The following is an 18,881-nucleotide window of genomic DNA, read 5'->3' on the forward strand; positions in this document are numbered from 1 at the left end:
CGCCGCCCGGTCCGCCGCCGAGTCCGCCGCCCGGTCCGCCGCCGAGTCCGCCGCCGGCCTGGCGCTGATCGAATTCACGGGCAACGCGATTGACCGGTGGCGCGAACTGGCCAGATGCGACCAGCCCGTCGACATCGACCCGGCTGCCGTCGATGACGCGCTCGTGCGAATCGCAGGCGCACGATGACCCGGCAGATGCCTAACGGCGCTGTGATCCGCGAGAACACCGGCGAGGTCTTCATCTACCTCGACAAGTCCGAGTGTGGCCGCGGACTGCACCGGCCGCACCCTGATCGCACCCGCTGGCCGTCGATGAACCTGCGGCGCGTCCTCGACAACGTTGAGGAGCGTTGGCCCACCGAGCCGCTGGCGGTCGTCCGATGAGCGACAACGTCGTCCCCCTCGCCGACCACCGCGGACGCGCGCCGCGCCTGCTGCACCAGCTCGACGAAATCAGGGCAATCCGCAACGCGATGCGCAACCGCGCCCGCCTGGACCTGCAGCTGTTCACCGAAATGGACCCCGACGACGCCGAGTCGGCGATCTACCTCCACCGCGCCGGTGCGCTCCACGAGTACGCCAGCCGCATCGACACCGTCATCAACCGAATCGAATCAGGAGCACGACTGCGATGACCAACCCGATCGAACTGTCCGACGAGGGCGAAAACGCCCTCAACAAGCTGCGCAACGCCCGCAGCATGCTCGCCTACTGGAAAGACGTCGAGGCCGAGGCGCGCGCGGTCATCGAGGCCGAACTCGGCGATGGACACGACGCGGGCACCGTCAACGGTCAGGAGGTCGTCACCTGGCAGACCGTGAAGTCCAACCGCCTGGACGCTCGAGCACTCAAGGAGGCTCAGCCCGTCGTGTACGAGCTGTACTCCAAGCCGACCGAGACGCGTCGCTTCGTCCTCAAGGACGCGCGATGAAGCGGATCAAGCTCGACGGACTCGGCTCGGATCACAACACGCTCGCCACGATGATTGAGCGGCTGCAGGCCGACGGCCTCGCGCACATCGCCGACCTCTACGTCGGGCGCCAGAAGGACGAGGAAGAGGTGTTCATCCTCCTCCGAGACCTCGGCTCGCAGTTCAGTCCACTCCTTCCGGGTCTGACGGTGAATCCCAGGGCCAACATGCTGCGCGGTGTCGAGGTTGCCAACTGGCTCATAGCTCACGGCTGGCAGCCGCCGGAGGTCCTCGCCTGTCGCCTCGTCGAGGCCGACAAGGACGCGCAGTGAGCCTCGACGCCCTAGACGCCGCGATCGCGCCGACCTTCAAAGACGAGCTCATCGGCATGCTGCGCGAGTTCTCCGACTCGCGGCCGCGCTCGCTGCAGACGCGCCTCGGCCCGTCCGAGCTCGGCCACCCGTGCGACAAGAAGATGGCCCTGGCCCTGGCCGACGCGCCGCGGTGCAACGCCTCGGCCGGCGACCCGCTGCCCAGTCTCCTCGGCAGTGCGGGGCACTCGCTGATGGAGCAGGCCCTGGCGGCCTACAACGAGACCTACGGGCAGCGTTTTCTCATCGAGCAGAAGGTGTCGCCGCTGCACCCGGCCGAGGCGTTCGCCGGGACGATGGACTGCTACGACCTGCACGACGACGCCGTCATCGACTGGAAGTTTGCGGGCGCGCGGAAGATGACCGACGTCCGCCGCGACAACGATCCCGGCATCCTCTACCGGACCCAGGCGCACGTCTACGCACTCGGCTGCGAGCGCACCCTCGGCGTCGAGCCGAAGAAGGTCCGCATCGTGTTCCTGCCGCGGGCGGGATTCTCCACTGGCGCAGTCGTGTGGGAGGAGTCCTACGACCGCGACCGTGCCGAGGCCGCCATCGACCGCGTCCAGGCGCTGCTGCTCATGGTCGACGACCTGCGCGCGGTCGAGCACCCCGAGCGATTCGACTTGTTTCCGACAACGCCGCTGCAGTGCGAGTACTGCCCGTTCCATCGGCCCCAGCCGACCGGCCCGCACGAGTGCGCCGGCGGCTGACCCAGACGACACAACTGAACACCCGACAACTCCATACCTCACATCAACGAATCAACGAATGGAAAAGCCATGAGTCTCAACGACATCGACAACGCACTCTCCGGCGGCAAGAGCGTGTTCAACAAGGAGAGCCAGCCGGGCGAGGAGTACACGGCGCCGGTCATCGACGCCGAGCTCAAGCAGGCCACCGATCCCGACACCGGCAACCCGGCCGTGTTCAAGTCCGGCGACCCGAAGATGCAGATCGTCATCCGTCTGCGTTTCGGCGACGACGACATCCGCACGCTCTACATCAAGACCTGGGGCAAGCAGCGCGACCGCTTCAACGACGCGATCGCCAAGGCCGGGGCGAAGAAGGCCAGCGAGGTCCTCAAGCCGGGCACGCTCGTGCGCGCCAAGTACCTCGGCCCGCGCGAGGGCCAGGGCGGCCCGTCGGGCTCGTACACCTACAAGGACTACGAGTACGAGTTCACCCTCGGCGGCGCGATCGACTCGGCCCTGGACTCGGCGACCGCCGCGTTCGGCGGCTCGGCCACCCCCGTCGCCGCGGCTCCGGCTCCGGCCGGTGAGCCGGATCTGTCGGTGTGCCCGCCGAAGGCCAACCCGCAGGTGTGGGCGGGCATGTCCGACGAGCAGAAGCGGGGATTCCTCGCCGCCGTCGGCTAGCCACCTGCGCACCACCTGACCGCAGCCGGGGCGGGTCCTTTTCTGACTCCCTTCCGCCCGCCCCGGCTGCACCCTCCCTACTTCCTTCAACTTCCCCGAGGAATCTCATGCCCAACACGTCCGACCCCATCGAAGCGGTGCTGCGCGACTGCGCACTCGCCGAGGGATTCATCCGCTCCACGACCGCGAGCGAGGTGGTCATCGACACGACCGCACTCGCGACCGGCAACCATCCACCCGCGACGGCGAACACGCCCGTGTTCATCCTGTCCGTCGAGCAGATGCAGGCCGCCGGCCTCATCCCGCTGGGCCTCACCGAAGGGGTGGCCGAGTGATCACCTTCGCCACAGGAATCAAGGTCGCCCACTTCGCGAACCTCGTCAGCGCGGGTCTGGCCTCGCTGCCCGCCCGCCCCCAGCCCGCCATCATGGGCGCCGCGGTCATCGCCGCCGACCCCGAAGGCCAGCGCCTGAGCGTGGCCACCTACGACTGGGACCGCTCGACCACAGCCACCGCCGGCCTGCCCGCGGCTCCCGAGCCGCACATCACCGCGCCGGTTCGGTTCGCGGTGTCGGGCAAGCTCCTCGCCCAGGTCGTCAAGGTCGCGCCCAAGAGCACCCCGCTCGAGTTGAGCATCTCATCGACCGTCATGACGATCCGCGCGGGCAAGACCGTGTTCACGCTGCCGGTCATGGACGTCGAGGACTTCCCGAAGATCCCGGCCGTGGCCGAGCACCTCGTCGGCACGATCGGGGCCGATGTGCTCATCGACGCGGTCACGGCGATCTCGGTCGCCGCCGAGAAGGAGTCCAACGCCCGCACCATCAAGGAGTGCGTCTCCCTGGTCGAGGAGAACCCCGACCGACTCAGCATCACCGCGCTGCAGAACAAGGTCATCGCGACCACGACCGTCGGATGGACGTCCGCACCGCCGGATGTCAACAAGTCGCCGCAGTACGTCCTCGACGTGCGCATCATCGCCGACGAGCTGCTCGGCGTGCTCAAGCCGATGTCCGGCAGCGAGTCGATCGAGATCCACACCGAAGGCGGCCTGGTCGGCCTGACCGGGACCACCGGCGACCAGATCACCGTGACCTCGACCGTGAGCACCTTCGATATGCCCTATCCGGCGTGGCGGAATCTGTTCGAGCGGCAGCACGTCACCGCGGTCGACGTCGACGAGACGTTCGCCGAGGCGGTACGCCGAGCGGCCGCCGTCGCCGAGAAGCCGCTCTGGATCCGCTTCGAGCCCGACGCGATCTCGCTGTCGGTCGACGGCGCCCTGGTCGACGAGGTCGCCCCGATGGCCTTCGACGGCGACCGGATCGACTTCACCGTCAACCCGGCGGCCCTGCGCGAGATCCTCGCCACCGTCGGCGAGCCCGCCCGTCTGCGCTTCACCGACAGCCCGACCAAGCCGGTCCACATCAGCCCCGTCGTCGGCGACTGCAATGCGAACTGGGACGACGGCGACGAGGGAATCCAGTGCCTGCTCATGGGCATCAGCGGGCAGGCGGCCCGATGACGACCACGTACGACGAGTTCCTCGCGCGCAAGCACCGCGCGGCCGCGCAGGACGGCTTGATCTACGACCTGGCCCGCGAAGTCGTGCGCCTGCGCGAAGCCACGGCACGGCGCACCGTCCGCACCGCGGCCGAGCGTGAGCGACTCGCTTCCGGCACAGTCCTCGTCGACGAGCGTGACGGCTCGGCCTACTTGGTCAACGGGTACGCCTGGGACCACGTCGCCGACCACCTCGACCGTGACCTTCTAGTCGTGTGGGAGCCGAAGGCGGGCAGCCGATGACGCCCACGCTCGGGTCGCTGTTCTCCGGTTACGGCGGTCTCGATTGTGCGGTGGAGGAAGTGTTCGCTGCGCGCACCGCATGGCATGTCGAGATTGAACCCGGCCCCGAGAAAGTGCTCGCCGCACACTGGCCTGGTGTGCCGAACCTCGGCGACATCACCGCAGTCGATTGGTCCCAGGTCGAGCCCGTCGACATCCTGTGCGGCGGCTTCCCTTGCCAGGATGTTTCAGCGGCCGGCCGACGCGCCGGCATGGCCGAGGGAACCCGCTCTGGCCTGTGGTCGCACTTCCGCGTGGCGATCGCTGCCCTGCGGCCCCGTTACGTCGTCATTGAGAACGTGCGCGGCCTCCTGTCCACCCCTGCTGTGAGGAACCCTGATGACCCTGAGACCCCCCCCGATAGCGACGTGGAACCCGATCCGCATGTGTTGGGAGACCGATCAGATGCTGTTGTTCTCCGAGCAGCGGGAGCTGTATGCGGAGACTTGGCCGACATCGGGTATGACGCGCGGTGGACGACTCTACGAGCTTCCGCCATTGGCGCACCCCACCACCGTGAACGCGTCTTCATCATCGCCGAGCCTGCCGACGCCGGTCACTCAGCCCGAGACGGGGAACGGGCACGCCCGCAACCTGGGCGCGGAGGTGAAGGCAATGCTGCCGACACCGACCGCGACGGACAGCGAGAAGGCGCGGGACAACCCGGCGCAGGCGAACCGCAAGAGCCCACCCCTGTCGGCGGTCACGCAGCACTTCCCGTAGTCCGGTTCAACGCCGCTGGACACCAGTCGACACTCCCGGGCACGGTCCGCGAACTTGCCGATCCGTGCATGCCAACCCCTCGGGCATCGGAGGCGAAAATGACGATGGGCTCTCCGGGGGCTGCTCGGCACGTCGCCGCCGGAAATGGCTCGTTGTCCGAGGTCGTCGGCGAGACACTGCTACCGACGCCGCGGGCGGCGCGAGGTGCCTCAACCACCGAAACCGCGTACGCGCTCGGCGGTGAACGGATCGACGACGCCCGAACCCAGGGTGAAGTCGTGTTGCCCACCCCGGCCGCATGCAACCCGAACGACGGCGAGACCCCCGAGACCTGGCTCGCCCGCCGCGACGAGGTGAAGGCCCGCGTCGGCAACGGCAACGGCATGGGCATGCCGCTGTCGATCGCAGTGCAAACCCTGCCTACCCCGAAAGCATCGGACAGCAAGCGCTCAGGCTGCCCGTCTGAGCGGGCACGTCACACTCCCGATCTTGGCGCAGTGACTCACCACTTTCCCACGCCGAACGCATCCGATGCGACTGGCGGGTGGAGCTCCACCGCCAGTCGCATCGGGCACAGCAACCAGGTCATTGATGCGGTTCTCGACGACGACCTGTGGGGCAAGTACGGCCCCGCCATACGACGCTGGGAGTCCATAACCCGACCCGCACCCGACCCGACCGAACCGAACAAGAACGGGCGTCCACGCCTGTCTGCCCGCTTCTGCGAGTGGATGATGGGCCTCCCCGACGGGTGGGTCACTGATGTGCCTGGCTTGTCGCGGGCGGAGCAGTTGAAAGCCCTCGGCAACGGTGTCGTGCCACAGCAGGCCGCCACAGCGTTGCGGTCACTGCTCGTCGTGGCGGTGTCGGCATGACCACCGACGGATACGGCACCGCAGCCCTCGAATACTGGACCCTGGGCTGGAAATGCCCGCTCCCGCTGCCCCGCGGCCAGAAGAAAAGCCCACCACCAGGGCGCACCGGCTACAGCGGCGAAGTGCCCAGCTATCCAGACATCATCGCGTGGGGCGAGGACTACCCAACCGGGAACCTCGCCCTTCGCATGCCGCCGACCGTCATCGGCATCGACGTCGACCACTACGACGGCAAGCAGGGCGGGCTCACCCTCAAGCACGCCGAACAGCTCTGGGGCGAGCTCCCGGCGACGGTGCGCACCACCAGTCGCGACGATGACCAGTCGGGCATCCGCCTCTACCGGGTGCCCGAGGGGACGCGACTGCGAACCGTGCTCAGCTTTCCCGACGAGCACCTGGGCGACGTGGAGATCGTGCAGTACTTCCACCGCTACGCGATCGCCTGGCCGTCCATCCACCCCAGCGGGCAGCAATACCGCTGGCTGGACGAGGCCGATCAGCGCGCGCAGCTGCCGAACGTCGCCGGCCTGCCCGACCTGCCGCCGCGGTGGCTCGACGCCCTGGCGGCCAAGGGCAGCGACGTCGAGCTATCCGGCCAAATCGACATCCAGCAAGTGATCGACCGCATGCCCGCCGGCCCGCCCAGTGGCCGCGTCAGCGAGCGCCTCACCCGCGCCATTTGCGACCTCGAGGCCACACCCGACTCGCGCCACGACACCACCATGCGCCACGCCCTCGCGCTGCTGCGCTTCGCCGAGCAGGGCGAGCCCGGCGTGGCCGATGCGCTGTCGTCCCTCGGCGGCGCCTTCGTCAACGTCGTCAGCCGACCCGGCCAGGGCCGGACTACTAGTGAAGCGCAGAGCGAGTTCGTCCGCATGATCACCAACCAGCGCGGCCTGCAGCTCATCGAGGCCACCCCGAGCGTCGAGATCGACCTCGATCAGGCCAGCGAGATCGTCGCCGCCCGCGAAGAACCCGCCGCCGAGGATCCCGGGCCGCCGCCCGAGGACCGCGCCGCCGAGCTCACCGACCTCGACGCCGCGTTCTGGGGAGCTCGCGAAACACTGGCGACGGTCTACGCCTGGGCGCACGGCCGCTACACCTCGCCCTGGTCAGCGCTCGGCGTGGTCCTGTGCCGCGCACTGGCGACGGTGCCGCCCTGGATCACCCTGCCGCCCATCGTCGGCGGCCCGGGCTCGCTGAACCTGTTCGTCGCCCTCGTCGGGCCGTCCGGCTCGGGCAAGGGCGCGTCGGCATCAGTCGCGGCTGCGGTGCTGCCGACCCAGACGCACACCGCCAAACTTGGCAGCGGCGAAGGCTTGGTGAAGACCTTCGGCCGCGCGGTCAAGGAGGATGGCCGCCATCACGTCGAGCTGATCCGCCAGGCCGCCGTATTCGGCGTCGACGAAGTCGACACCATCGCCGGACTCGGATCCCGACTCGGCTCCACCCTCATGCCGGCGCTGCGTTCGATGTACTCGGGCGAAGCGTTGGGCTTCGGCTACGCGGACCCGAACAAGGCCGTCATCATCCCGGCCCACCAGTACCGCGCGACCATGTACGTCGGCGTGCAACCCGGCCGCGCGAGGGCGTTGTTGGACGAGGCCGACGGCGGCACCCCGCAGCGCTTCGTGTGGCTGCCGACGACCGACCCGCGCATCGGGACGATCACGATCGAGGAGCCCGACTTCCCGCCGCAGCTCCTGCCGCGCGAGAACTGGGGCAACACTGTCGCGACGTTCCACGTCCCGAATCAGGTGTCCGACATCATCCGCGACAACGCGATCGCCCGGGCCAGGGGAGAGGGCGACGCCCTCGACGGGCACGCCCTGTTCACCCGCGAGAAGGTCGCCGCCGCCCTGGCCGTCCTCGAAGGCCGCAGCGACATGACGATCGAGGACTGGGACTTATCGGGCGTCGTGATGGAAATGTCGGACCGCACCCGACGCCAGGTCGAGCAAGACCTCGCCAAGGCAGCCGAAGCCGAGGCGATCGCCTACGGAAAGAAGATGGGCATCACCGCCGACGCCCGCGACACCACCGTCGACCGCATCAAGATCGACCGGGTACGCCGCAACCTCCTGCGAGCCCTGGATCGCGCCGACGGCCGGACGATGACCGAGGGCAAGCTCCTCAACCGGATCAACTCCCGCGACCGCGACGTCGCACCCGCCGCACTCGGCGAGCTCATCGTCGAAATGGCCGTCCTCTACGACCCGAGCGACAAGCGGGTCAGTCTGCCGAAGGAGGCCGGAAAATGACGAGTTATCCACAGGCAGAAGTCCTGTCCTACCTGGGTAGGACAAATGTCCTACCTGTCCTACCCGAAAAATGGAAATCTGTAAAAGCCCAGGTGAAAGTAGTATGGGGTGGTCATCTATTTTATAGAGAAAATATATATACGCAGGTGAGAGCGTTCCGGGATAGAACACAGGTAGGACAAGTAGGACAAATGTCCTACCACCCCGAGCGACCCCTACCTGTGGATAACTTTGCACACCCAGGCGCGGCGCTATGAGCACCCCGAAATGCGCCACCTGCGGCCAAACCGTCAAGCGCACAGCGGCCCACAAGCGCGCCAACCGAGCGGCCCACAACTCCGACTTCGAGATCGGCGCCTGCCGCACCTGCAACGCCCCGATCCTCATCGGCTGGACCGAAGGCATCCTCGCCATCCTCGACGGCCGACCACTCAACGAGATCGGCGAGATGGCCGCCGCCGCGCTCGGCCTATCGACCTACCTCCGGCGCGAACTCCGCTTCCGCCGCCGCGACCAATTCCACCGACGTGGCCCATTCCCCGAACGACCCGAGACCGTTCACGCCGAGCACCGCTGCGGCCAGGACTGGCCCGAGCAGCTGCGTCTGCCGCTGGCCGGCCACGAGAACCCACAACCGAATACGCCGACAACCGAACACGACCAGCCGAATTATTAGGAGCGTCCATGAGTGTCACAACGAAAATCCCCGCACGAGTGCTAGATCGGTTGTTTGATCACGCCGACCGCACCGCTGACGGATGTCTTGTAAGTCGATATGCCCCGATGAGTGCGGGGTACTCCCAGGTTGGATGGAATGAAGACGGGGAGCATTTCGTCATGCTCGGCCATCGAGTCGCGTGGATCGCCAAGCGTGGACCGATTCCCGATGATCAGACCGTCGACCACATGTGCAAGAACCGGCGATGTATCGAAGTAGAGCACCTGCGTCTGCTCAGCCGTTTTGAGAATGCCCGACGAGGAGTCGAGGACTGGCCCATCGGTCAATGCCGCAATGGACATTCCGCCGAGTTCTTGGTCTTGCGCCCCGACGGGCGTCGTGGCTGTTCGATCTGCATGAAGGAATGGAATCGTAGAGGCAACGTCAAGCGTCGGCATCGGCGGGCGACCGATCAAGCATATGCGGATCATCTGCGCGCCCAATGGAGGCACGGTCACGCCAAGCGTGGAGGTGCGCCAGTATGACCCGCAATCGCAAGTCGGCCAAATCGGCTGGGAGCCGTTTTGAGCGCGAAATCGCCGAGACCCTAGCCCGAGCACTCGAAGACGACAGAATCGAGCGCCGCGCCCGCTCAGGCGCCAAGGACCGAGGCGATATCGCGGGCCTACGGCTCCACGGCAAGCGGATCGTGGTGGAAGCGAAGAACTGCGCCCGAATCGACCTGGCCGGATGGATGCGCGAGGCCGAGGTCGAACGCGGCAATGACGATGCCCTTGTGGGCGTGGTGGCGCACAAACGGCACGGGAAGGGCGACCCACTCGACCAGTGGGTGACGATGACCGTCCGCGAGTTCATCGCCATCCTGCGCGGCGACCGAATCGAAGAGGACTGAGATGAGCAGCACCGAACTGTCGGTCGATCCCCCGTGCACCTTGGACGTGACACCCAACCCGGCATGGACGGGCACCTGGGACCTGCCCGTGCTCGCCTACATCGTGGACGCCCGCACCTGGCGCAAGTTCTGCCGCGACAGCCACCGCCGCGGGCATGCGCGGCTGACACTGCGGCCCCGCATGAAGAACCGCGCCGCCCGACGTCGAGCCGGATACACCCGCACCGGGAGGTCGCGATGACCCCAACCGACCTTCGCCTGCTCGACCTCGAGCTGACCTTCGGCGCCATCGAATCCTCCCTCGACGTCGACGAGGCGACCGGTAAGACCACCCTGCTGGAAACCCTCGCGTTCCTGTCCGGCCCGACCGGTGAGATCTGCCACGAGTGGGGGACATGGCTGACCGAAACCCAGTGGACCCCTGAAATCCTCATCCGCTACCTCATCGCCGAAGTCCGCCGCTTACGCAAGGAGAACACCCGATGACCGAAGTCGACGACCTGTTCCTGAGTCGAGCCGATCGGCGAGCACTCTCCGATCGGCTCCGCCAAATCCCTATATGGCTGACCACCGAGTTGGATACCGCGATCTGCCGCGAAGTGGCTATGTCCGAGTCTGCGGCAGTGCGCGCACCCGGCGAAACGCCCCTGGTATTCAACGACCGAGCCAGCCAAGCAGCCCACCACCTCCTCGACACCCTCGGCTACTGGGTCGAAGAGATCTGCACCCTAGCCAACCTCGACTGGCCTGGCAGCGGCCGCGCTGACCACTACGCCAAGTGGCTGGACTGGCACCTGATCGACCTCGCCAAACTCCCTGAAGGCCAACGCGCGCACCGCGACATCGACCAAGCGATCAACCGCGCCATCGCCGCAGTCGACAAGGCAAAGCAACCAGAGTTCGCCGGCCCCTGCCAATCAGACCTCCAAGGCGTCGCATGCGATGGCGTCTACGTCCGCCCCGGCCAACTCCACAAGACCTGCGACGGCTGCGGAATCCGATGCGACGTGCAGCAGATGCAGCAGCAGATGCGCGACGAAATCTCCACACGCCTGTACCCAGCCCACGAGCTCGCCTCAGCCCTGTCTATCGTCACCCGCCAACCAGTGGCCTACGAACGTGTCCGCAACTGGATCCGCCGCGGCAGACTCATCCCCGCCACCACCGTCGGGGAACCCCGCTTCTACATGAGTGACGCGATAGACTTGATCAACCGGCAAGGAGGAGCCGCGTGAAGACTCCCGACACACGAGCAGCACTGCGCCACTACGACCTCGCCCGCGACCCCGTCGACCACGGACTAGACCCTGTGCTCCCGGCAGAACCTGGCCCAGTTCACGCACTCGACCTCGAACCAGATCGCGTCTACCGACGTCACGCCCACCTCGACAACAATCGCAGCGTGGTCTTCTCGGAATGGTCAGGCACCTACACCGCACTGTGCGAACGCATCGTCCGCGTCATCCTGCCCATGCCCTTCGACACCGCCGACCCAGACGTGTGCCCACAGTGTCAACGATGGGCCGAGCTACGCATAGCCGACCCGGCCGAGTTCAAGCGTCAACGCCGCGAATGGATGAACGAGAAGCTCCAACGCGACGAGGAGCAAGAGAACATCACCGAGTGGAAACGCCGAGGCCACAACACCACCGCCTGACCACCCCCCTTGTGCTAAGCTAAGCCCGCTAGGGCGGAGAGGTGTGAAAGACACCCCCGCCCTTTGTCGTACCCGGGTCTCCTGATTCCCCGGGTACCCCGCCCGCGCGCCCCAGAGGGGAAGCGGTTCTACGCAGGCAGCGCACACCTTGAGAGCCGAACGATCTGGCAGTGCGCGCGGGCACCTACTTCCAGTCGGGAGGTACCAGCTGTGTTCCTCATCGACCTGGCACTCGCGATCATCAACCGCATCGGCTTCCGCCGAGCCCGCATCGAACAGGCACGCCGCGCCTACGCCCAGGCCATCGAGGAGGAACACGATGCACTGGCCACTCGCCGCGATCGCAGCCCTCATCATCCTCGACCCACGCCACGGCCACTGGATCGCTGACCTCATGCGACGCCTCGGCACCATGATCACCTGGCGATGCCCGGTCTGCCATCGACGCTGGACGTACAAGAACACCCGACGCGGCCGCGCCGAGCTGGCCGACGTCAAGGCGGCACACGGCCAATGACCTGGGACGGCCACAGCAACACCCGCAGCGTCCCCGCCCGGCTACAACGAGCATGCTTCAAGCGCGACCACTACACCTGCCAAGGATGCGGCTATCGCGGCACCAGAGGTGATGGCACTCTCCACGCCGACCACGTCCACAACCGTGCCACTGGCGGCGCCGACGACCTGGACAACCTCGTCACTCTCTGCCAGCCATGTCACGCCCGTAAGACCGCGCGCGAACGCGCGGCCGGCATCGCAGCACGCCACGCCCGGCGACACCGACCGACCCCACCCCACCCCGGACTCAAACCCCAAGGTGGGGTGTAACCCCGACCCCTGCCTTCGCCGGCCCCGGTGTGCATAGCGCCTGGGGTCGGCTACGGGATACAAGGTCGATCCCAGACCCCGGCGGTCTGGTCACTTCGAGATCACCCTGGAGGTGCCTCATGCCTGGACCTGCACCGAAGAAGGCGTCGCAGCGACGTCGTGCGAACAAGCCGAAGTCGTACGGCGCGGCCGACGCGGTCGTGGCCGGGCAGGCTGTGGCTCCTCCGCCGCTGGGCATCGACGACTGCCACCAGATGGTGGTCGACCTGTACGAGGCGCTGTCGACGTCGGTTGAGGGGAAGTTCTTCTCGGCGGCCGACTGGCAGCGTGCGCGCCTGGAGTGCTTCTACATCAACTCGACGATCGCGCGTGGCCGCCCCGGCGCGCAGGCGTGGGCCGCGGTCCAGTCCGGGCTGGGTGCGTTGCTGGTGTCGCCGGCCGACAAGCGTCGCATCGGCATCGAGCTGAACAAGGCGACGACCGATCCAGACGAGGACGCCGCTGTGGCGTCGCTCGATGAGTACCGCCGCCAACTCGGCGGCTAGCCGCCTGGTCACCCTCCCGGAGGGAGTTCCCGAACTCACCCTGGGCTGGGAGGCGCTGCGGTGGGCCGCGAAGTACTTGCGGCACCCGAACGGGATCCGCTCGGGGGAGCGGTGGCAGTGCACACCGGACCAGGCCCGCTTCTGGCTGTGGTGGTACGCGGTCGACCCGGATGGGTCGTGGCTGTACTACCACGGCGTGCGACGCTTGGCGAAGGGCTCAGGCAAGTCGCCGTTCGCTGCGGCGACGGCGCTGGTCGAGCTGTGCGCACCGGTCCGCCTCTTGGACTTCGATCCGAAGGCGCCGGGCGGATGCGTCGGCCGGCCGGTGAACATGCCGCTGGTGCAGATCGCCGCAGTCGCCGAGGCGCAGACCGAGAACACGATGCGCATGGTGCGGGCGATGGCCCGCAAGGGCTCACGCTTGGTCACCGACTACCAGCTCGACCCGGGCCGCACCCGCTACAACATGCTGCCCGAGGGATCGCTGCAGGTGTTGACGTCGTCGTCGGCCACCGCCGAGGGTGCGGAGGCCACGTTCATCGTGGCCGACGAGACCGAGCACTGGTTGCCGGCGGGCAACGGCCCCGAGTTTCATGCCACGCTGCTGGACAACCTGACGAAGTCGGGCAACCGCATGCTGGAGACGTCGAACGCGTGGAAGCCCGACGTCGGATCGGTCGCCCAGGACTCCTACGAGACGTGGGTGGACCAGGAGGACGGCGTCACCCGCAACGACAAGAAGGTCTTGTACGACGCGCGGATCGCGCCGCCGGACACCGACCTGGCCGACGAGGAGTCGCTGCGGCAGGCGCTGGAGTTCGTGTACGCCGACTGTCCGTGGGCGAACATCGACGCGACGATCACCCGCATCTGGTCGAAGAACGCCCGCCTGGACGACTCGAAACGCAAGTACCTGAACCGGCCGACCGCCCCGATGGATGCGTGGTGCGAACCCGAGGCGTGGGACGTGATGGCCGCTGACGGCCGCAACGAGCCCGTCCGGCCGCTCGTCGACGGCGAGAAGGTCGTCCTGTTCTTCGACGGGTCGAAGACGCGCGACGACACGGCGCTGGTCGGCTGCTGCATGAGCGACGGCCACGTCTTCACCGTCGGCGTGTGGTCGCCCGGCAACAGCCACGACAGCGACGAGGTCGTGTCGGTTGACGTCGAGGCGGTCGACGCCGCAGTGCAGCGGACGTTCGACCGGTTCACGGTGATCGCGTTCTTCGCCGATGTTCGCGAGTGGGAGTCGTTCGCGAAGATCACGTGGCCGCAGCGGTGGCGTGAGGACCTCGCGGTGTGGGCGGTACCGGGCGGCAAGCAGCCCGAGCCGATCGCTTGGGACATGCGCTCGCACGACTACGACTTCACGATGGCCTGTGAGCTCGTCGAGGCTGAGATCGCCGAGGCGAAGTTCAGCCACGATGGCAACCCCGCTCTGCGGCGCCATGTCGGCAACGCGCGCCGCCGGGACGGCCGCTACGGGATCAGCGTTCGCAAGGAGTCGCCGAACTCGCCGGCCAAGATCGACGCCGCCGTCTGCATGATCGGCGCCCGCATGCTGTACCGACTCGCGCTCGACAAGCAACCCGCGGAACGCACCGGCGAGGCCGCGTTCTTCTCGATCTGAAGGAGGTCGCGTGAAATCTCGTGATGCCGTCGACCTCGCACAGAACCTGCTCCAGGTTCGCGCCTTCGAGGCCCGTCGACTGGATGCCCTGAACGCGGCGCTGTCGCCGACGATGCCGTTCACCGGTACCGAGAAGGACATCCCGGTGCAGCAGTCGGTGTGCTCGGTGCCCGTCGACTCGGATGCCCGCCCGGCGGTCAAGCGGATGGCGGCCCGGTCGGAGACCAACTTCCTGCCGCTGGTGTTGGACACCTTCAGCCAGGTGATGAAGGTCGACAACTATCTGTCGTCCGACGGCAAGGATGCCGGGCCGTGGAAGTGGTGGCAGCGCAACCAGATGGATGCGCGGCAGACCGGACTGCACCGGTCGGCCCTGCACTATGGCGTCGCCTACGCCGCCGTCCTGCCGGCATTGACTCCCGGCCAGGAGGCGACGGGCGCCGAGGTGTTCTGGAATCCGGCGTCGCCGCGGCAGATGACCGCCGTGTACGGCGAGCGCATGGTGTGGGATCCCAAGGTCGGCGGCCCGATCGACGACGACTGGCCGCTGCACGCGTTGGAGATCAACGGCAACATGATCCGGCTCTACGACGAGCAGGACGTCCACTTCATCGGCGTGAAGTCCCAGCCCCACTCGACACTCGGCTGGACCGATCCCAGCTACCTGCGGGCCGAGAACTTCAGCTACATCGAGTCCCGCCACCACGGAATCGGCGTGTGCCCGATCGTGCGGTACCGCGACCGGGTCCTCCTCGACGGTGAGGAGCAGCTCGGCATCATCGAACCGCTGCTGGCGGTGCAGGCACGCATCAACGAGACCACCTTCGGGATGCTGGTCGCCCAGTACTTCGCCGCGTTCAAGCAGCGCTACATCATCGGTTGGACGGCCAAGTCCGAAGAAACCGCGCTGAAGATGAAGGCCAACAACGTCTGGACGTTCGCCGACAACGACGTGAAGGTCGGCGAGCTCAACGAGACGGACCTGACCCGCTACATCGAGTCGAAGGACTCCGGGCTGCTCGACATGTCCGCGATCGGCCAACTGCCGCCGCACGCCCTCGGCTTGACGAAGGTGTCGAACATCTCCGATACCACTCTGGCCGCGTTGGAGGCGGCGAAGGAACGCAAGTCCGACGAGATCACGACCTCGTTCGGCGAGTCCCACGAGCAGGCGTTCCGGCTGGCCGCGTTCATCGAGGGCGACACCGCTGCGGCGTCGGATTTCGCGTCGGAGGTGAAGTGGCGCGATGCGTCTGCCCGCTCGTATGCGGCGACCGTCGATGCCCTCGGCAAGCTCGGCCAGATGCTGGGCGTCCCGGACGAGTTCCTGTGGGAGTTCATTCCGGGCTGGACGCGGGAGACGGTGAACCGGGCCAAGCAGATGCGTGCCGACACCGATCCGCTCGCCCAGGTCTACGAGGCCCCTGCGGTCCCCGACGTCGCGATGACCGGTGACAACACCGACAACGGCCAGTAGCGCGGGGCTGTCCCTCGCCGCGTACCTGTACGCGCAGGGATTGATCACCCGCACGATGGTGCGGTTGGCGACGTCGCTGCTGCAGCAGTTCGGGGTGCCGGCCACCCAGGAAGAGCGTGCGCGGCTCGCGCGGATCGCCTACCCGAAGGTCGAACACGCCCGCCGCCAGTCGTACGTGCTGGCAGTGCGGAACATGGCGCACACCGCGCCGGGAATCGAACCGGCGCCGCTGCGGCCGTACACGCCGCAGGCGATCGAGCAGATCCTCGCCGACGTCACCGAACCGCGAAAGCCGCGGGTGCGGGTCACCGTTGACGACAACCTCGACCAGGTGACCCGCCGGTCGAAGGTGACCGTGACCGGGCAGCTCGGTGCGCGCCTGGCGCGCCATGCTGATGCTGCTGGCCGGGATGCCGTCTTCGACACCGCCGAGCGCCACGGCGACGAGGTTGGTTGGGCGCGTGTCCTGTCGGGTGCGGAGAACTGCGCGTTCTGCGTGATGCTGGCCTCCCGGGGCCCGGACTACCGGTCAGAGAAGTCCGCGACCATCGCATCGAAGGGTGCACGGTCGGGCAAGTCGTTCCACGACTTCTGCGACTGTCGGGCGGTGCTGGTCCGCAAGGGTCAGGACTGGGAGGGCCGCGAGGCCTGTGAGCGCGCCGAGGACCTGTGGACCGAGGCGACCAAGGGGTACAGCGGCGACGCGGCACTGCGGGCGATGCGCCGAGAACTCGACCGCGCCGACCGTGAGGGCTGGACCCATCAGGAACTCCTGGACGACCTTCGAGAAGGGAGCGGATCGCCGAGCGTCGGCAACAAGACTGATCGGAAGCCGACTCGCGTTGCACGGTCGGCACCGGATGAGGCGTTCGCGGCCAACCAGGTTCGTGTCCTCGAGGCGTCGCTGGCCAAGCTCGAGGCGGAGGGCCGCGGTGATTCGTCGGCGGCAAAGTGGCAGCGCGAGAAGCTCGACGAGTTTCGCGCGCAGGCAGGCGTTGCGGGAGGCTCTGGCGGCGATGACGGCGGCAAGGACGGCGGCGGTGGACGCACCGGATTCGACGAACCCGACGAGCCGTGGAGCGGCCACGGTCCTGGCTACGTCCATCCGCACCGCGCGGAGAAATGGTCCGAAGAGGAGCGGGTACAACGACAACGAGCGCTGCCCTTCGAGCGCAACGGTGAGCAGCTGTATCAACACGAGATCGAAACCCTCGAACGCCTTGCTGGTCGCGAGCAGCACTTGGAATGGTTTGCCCGAGAGCGTGGACGGCCCACCAATGACTTCAGGTGGGATTCGATGGGTGGGATCGAGGTCGACACGAAGGCGACTCGCGCCAGGTACCCCTCAATTCGCAACCATCTCAGGCGCAGTACGGAGCAAGCGGAAGATGCACGCGCCGGCGGCAAAGACATCCAGAAGGATCACTTCCTGATTGATCTAGGCCCGCACAAGCTGCAGGAAAAGCTCCGCGACCAACTCCGGAAGTACAACGTTCGTCAACCGGGCCACGCAGTCAAGAGGTTGTGGGTCATGTCTGACTCGGGCGCGTCGTTGGTTGAAATCGACCTTGAGAAATGAAGCAGGGCCCCATTGCCCGCTCGTTCTGACGGCCTGTTATTTCAAGGCTAAAGCGGGGGGGAACCCTGCGCTGCCAAGTCTACACGCGCGGGAGTGACGACGCTGGTGCGTCAACCGGACTGTAAATCCGGCGCGAAAGCACGGCAGGTTCGATCCCTGCCACTCCCACTCCACGAATTCTTCCCCGCCCAGGTGGCGGTGGGACACCCGAGAAACACCCCCTCGACAGGCCCAGGAGGCCCCGAATGACCGCACCCGACCCCACCGCACCCGCCGCTACTGCGACCCCGCCGGAGGAGACTCAGCCACCCGCTGACCCCACCCCGGGCGACGAGCAACAGCCGACGACCGACCCGGCCCCGGAGGCCGACAAGGACGAGCAGGAAGCGTTGCCCGACTGGGTGCGCAAGAAGCTCGACAAGGTGCAGCGCGAGGCGCAGAACCTCCGCTCTCGACTCAAGGATCAGGAACCGCTCGTCGCGGCCGCCCAGGAGGCGGAACGCAAGAACATGAGCGACCTCGACCGACAGAAGGCCGAGAACGCAGACCTGCAGCAACTCCTCGCACAACGCGACACCGAACTCCTCGCCGCCCGCTACCAGCTCACCGACGAGGACATCGAGTTCATCGGCGAGGGCTCCTTCGAGGAGAAGGAAGCGCGCGCCAAGAAGTTCGCCGCCCGAGTGCAGTCTGCCTCGACGCCCGTCGAGGACGATCCCGCCAAACCGCCCACCCGGCGGCCGGTGGAATCACTGAAGCCCGGAGCTTCACCCACCCCACCGCCCGCGGTGGACAACTCCTATCCCGCGCACTGGGTCACGCCCAAGGCGCAGTAACCGAAAGGAAACACCATGGCTAACGAAGCCAAGCCGCTGTTCCGGCCGGGGGCTGACGTGACCGTCAAGACCACCGCAGCCGTGACCGGCAAGACGTTCGTCGCCGTCTCGGCAACCCCGGACGCCGACGGACAGATCAAGGCCGCACCCGCCGGTGCCGGCGTCCACGCGTTCGGCGTCGCCGCCCGCGACATCGCCAACGGTGACGTCGGCGCGATCCTGCGTGGCGGAATCGTCAACGTGACCGCCGGCGGCACCATCGCTGCCGGGGCAGAGGTCGAGGTCGGGGCAGGCGGCAAGGCCGTCGCCCTCGCATCGGGCAAGCCCGTCGGCACCGCCGTCTCGGCCGGCACCAGCAACAACGACGTGCTGATCGCACTGGACCTCTGAGGAG

At 67.2% G+C, this 18,881-nt stretch carries 28 protein-coding genes and 1 tRNA gene; 28 read left to right on the forward strand and 1 reads right to left on the reverse strand.

Translation table 11 applies throughout. The features are described 5' to 3' along the window. From QM634_RS15690 to QM634_RS15750, 13 genes are all read left to right on the forward strand, one after another. A partial coding sequence (locus QM634_RS15690; RefSeq protein WP_415043705.1) for a hypothetical protein occupies nt 1-187 on the forward strand: 187 nt, incomplete at its 5' end. Between the two features lie 8 nt (nt 188-195). After that, nucleotides 196-384 carry a hypothetical protein gene (locus tag QM634_RS15695; protein WP_415043706.1) on the forward strand — a complete coding sequence of 63 codons (189 nt, stop codon included), beginning with the start codon at nt 196-198 and terminating at the stop codon, nt 382-384. After that, nucleotides 381-635 (forward strand): hypothetical protein, encoded by a 255-nt coding sequence (locus tag QM634_RS15700; protein WP_415043707.1) that lies wholly within the window; start codon nt 381-383, stop codon nt 633-635. The genes QM634_RS15695 and QM634_RS15700 overlap by 4 nt, the downstream gene beginning before the upstream one ends. Beyond that, nucleotides 632-931: a hypothetical protein gene (locus tag QM634_RS15705; RefSeq protein ID WP_415043708.1), complete on the forward strand. Its 300-nt coding sequence runs from the start codon at nt 632-634 to the stop codon at nt 929-931. The genes QM634_RS15700 and QM634_RS15705 overlap by 4 nt, the downstream gene beginning before the upstream one ends. Continuing rightward, complete coding sequence (locus QM634_RS15710) at nt 928-1,242, forward strand: hypothetical protein (protein ID WP_415043709.1); 315 nt, start codon at nt 928-930, stop codon at nt 1,240-1,242. The genes QM634_RS15705 and QM634_RS15710 overlap by 4 nt, the downstream gene beginning before the upstream one ends. Next, on the forward strand, nt 1,239-1,994 hold the full coding sequence (locus tag QM634_RS15715) for a PD-(D/E)XK nuclease family protein (protein WP_415043710.1): 756 nt from the start codon (nt 1,239-1,241) through the stop codon (nt 1,992-1,994). The genes QM634_RS15710 and QM634_RS15715 overlap by 4 nt, the downstream gene beginning before the upstream one ends. A 69-nt stretch (nt 1,995-2,063) precedes the next feature. Then, complete coding sequence (locus QM634_RS15720) at nt 2,064-2,660, forward strand: hypothetical protein (protein ID WP_415043711.1); 597 nt, start codon at nt 2,064-2,066, stop codon at nt 2,658-2,660. Between the two features lie 107 nt (nt 2,661-2,767). Then, nucleotides 2,768-2,995: a hypothetical protein gene (locus QM634_RS15725; RefSeq protein ID WP_415043712.1), complete on the forward strand. Its 228-nt coding sequence runs from the start codon at nt 2,768-2,770 to the stop codon at nt 2,993-2,995. Then, nucleotides 2,992-4,185 carry a hypothetical protein gene (locus tag QM634_RS15730; protein WP_415043713.1) on the forward strand — a complete coding sequence of 398 codons (1,194 nt, stop codon included), beginning with the start codon at nt 2,992-2,994 and terminating at the stop codon, nt 4,183-4,185. Before QM634_RS15725 ends, QM634_RS15730 begins: the two co-directional genes overlap by 4 nt. Continuing rightward, nucleotides 4,182-4,466, forward strand: coding sequence for a hypothetical protein (locus QM634_RS15735; RefSeq protein WP_415043714.1), 285 nt, complete (start codon nt 4,182-4,184; stop codon nt 4,464-4,466). The genes QM634_RS15730 and QM634_RS15735 overlap by 4 nt, the downstream gene beginning before the upstream one ends. Continuing rightward, on the forward strand, nt 4,463-6,103 hold the full coding sequence (locus QM634_RS15740) for a DNA cytosine methyltransferase (protein WP_415043715.1): 1,641 nt from the start codon (nt 4,463-4,465) through the stop codon (nt 6,101-6,103). Before QM634_RS15735 ends, QM634_RS15740 begins: the two co-directional genes overlap by 4 nt. Then, complete coding sequence (locus tag QM634_RS15745; RefSeq protein WP_415043716.1) at nt 6,100-8,364, forward strand: bifunctional DNA primase/polymerase; 2,265 nt, start codon at nt 6,100-6,102, stop codon at nt 8,362-8,364. The genes QM634_RS15740 and QM634_RS15745 overlap by 4 nt, the downstream gene beginning before the upstream one ends. Before the next feature lie 253 nt (nt 8,365-8,617). After that, nucleotides 8,618-9,040: a hypothetical protein gene (locus QM634_RS15750; protein WP_415043717.1), complete on the forward strand. Its 423-nt coding sequence runs from the start codon at nt 8,618-8,620 to the stop codon at nt 9,038-9,040. Between the two features lie 41 nt (nt 9,041-9,081). Here the strand turns inward: QM634_RS15750 and QM634_RS15755 are convergent, their stop codons facing one another. Beyond that, nucleotides 9,082-9,384: a hypothetical protein gene (locus QM634_RS15755; RefSeq protein WP_415043774.1), complete on the reverse strand. Its 303-nt coding sequence runs from the start codon at nt 9,382-9,384 to the stop codon at nt 9,082-9,084. Here QM634_RS15755 and QM634_RS15760 point away from each other — a divergent pair. From QM634_RS15760 to QM634_RS15830, 15 genes are all read left to right on the forward strand, one after another. Next, nucleotides 9,271-9,567, forward strand: coding sequence for a hypothetical protein (locus QM634_RS15760; protein WP_415043772.1), 297 nt, complete (start codon nt 9,271-9,273; stop codon nt 9,565-9,567). The two genes, QM634_RS15755 and QM634_RS15760, sit on opposite strands and share 114 nt — an antisense overlap. After that, on the forward strand, nt 9,564-9,935 hold the full coding sequence (locus QM634_RS15765; protein ID WP_415043718.1) for a hypothetical protein: 372 nt from the start codon (nt 9,564-9,566) through the stop codon (nt 9,933-9,935). The genes QM634_RS15760 and QM634_RS15765 overlap by 4 nt, the downstream gene beginning before the upstream one ends. A gap of 1 nt (nt 9,936) precedes the next feature. Next, entirely contained in the window at nt 9,937-10,176 is a 240-nt protein-coding gene (locus tag QM634_RS15770; RefSeq protein ID WP_415043719.1) for a hypothetical protein, read from the forward strand. Continuing rightward, nucleotides 10,173-10,421, forward strand: a complete 249-nt coding sequence (locus QM634_RS15775) for a hypothetical protein (protein WP_415043720.1) — start codon at nt 10,173-10,175, stop codon at nt 10,419-10,421. Before QM634_RS15770 ends, QM634_RS15775 begins: the two co-directional genes overlap by 4 nt. Next, entirely contained in the window at nt 10,418-11,170 is a 753-nt protein-coding gene (locus QM634_RS15780) for a hypothetical protein (RefSeq protein ID WP_415043721.1), read from the forward strand. The genes QM634_RS15775 and QM634_RS15780 overlap by 4 nt, the downstream gene beginning before the upstream one ends. Beyond that, nucleotides 11,167-11,592, forward strand: coding sequence for a hypothetical protein (locus QM634_RS15785; RefSeq protein ID WP_415043722.1), 426 nt, complete (start codon nt 11,167-11,169; stop codon nt 11,590-11,592). Before QM634_RS15780 ends, QM634_RS15785 begins: the two co-directional genes overlap by 4 nt. A 319-nt stretch (nt 11,593-11,911) precedes the next feature. Beyond that, nucleotides 11,912-12,109: a hypothetical protein gene (locus QM634_RS15790; RefSeq protein ID WP_415043723.1), complete on the forward strand. Its 198-nt coding sequence runs from the start codon at nt 11,912-11,914 to the stop codon at nt 12,107-12,109. After that, nucleotides 12,106-12,420: an HNH endonuclease gene (locus QM634_RS15795; RefSeq protein WP_415043724.1), complete on the forward strand. Its 315-nt coding sequence runs from the start codon at nt 12,106-12,108 to the stop codon at nt 12,418-12,420. The genes QM634_RS15790 and QM634_RS15795 overlap by 4 nt, the downstream gene beginning before the upstream one ends. 119 nt (nt 12,421-12,539) lie before the next feature. Next, nucleotides 12,540-12,965, forward strand: coding sequence for a hypothetical protein (locus QM634_RS15800; protein ID WP_415043725.1), 426 nt, complete (start codon nt 12,540-12,542; stop codon nt 12,963-12,965). Continuing rightward, entirely contained in the window at nt 12,937-14,595 is a 1,659-nt protein-coding gene (locus QM634_RS15805; protein ID WP_415043726.1) for a terminase, read from the forward strand. The genes QM634_RS15800 and QM634_RS15805 overlap by 29 nt, the downstream gene beginning before the upstream one ends. 10 nt (nt 14,596-14,605) lie before the next feature. After that, nucleotides 14,606-16,072, forward strand: coding sequence for a phage portal protein (locus QM634_RS15810; protein ID WP_415043727.1), 1,467 nt, complete (start codon nt 14,606-14,608; stop codon nt 16,070-16,072). Between the two features lie 40 nt (nt 16,073-16,112). Continuing rightward, nucleotides 16,113-17,651, forward strand: coding sequence for a hypothetical protein (locus tag QM634_RS15815; RefSeq protein WP_415043728.1), 1,539 nt, complete (start codon nt 16,113-16,115; stop codon nt 17,649-17,651). A gap of 89 nt (nt 17,652-17,740) precedes the next feature. Then, nucleotides 17,741-17,819 (forward strand) — tRNA-Tyr (locus tag QM634_RS15820). A 77-nt stretch (nt 17,820-17,896) separates the two neighbouring features. Continuing rightward, nucleotides 17,897-18,487 carry a hypothetical protein gene (locus QM634_RS15825; RefSeq protein WP_415043729.1) on the forward strand — a complete coding sequence of 197 codons (591 nt, stop codon included), beginning with the start codon at nt 17,897-17,899 and terminating at the stop codon, nt 18,485-18,487. A 15-nt stretch (nt 18,488-18,502) separates the two neighbouring features. Beyond that, nucleotides 18,503-18,877, forward strand: a complete 375-nt coding sequence (locus QM634_RS15830) for a capsid cement protein (RefSeq protein WP_415043730.1) — start codon at nt 18,503-18,505, stop codon at nt 18,875-18,877. Nucleotides 18,878-18,881: the final 4 nt, after the last annotated feature.

The organism is Gordonia sp. (in: high G+C Gram-positive bacteria) (genome assembly GCF_047606305.1).
Classification (GTDB): Bacteria; Actinomycetota; Actinomycetes; order Mycobacteriales; family Mycobacteriaceae; genus Gordonia.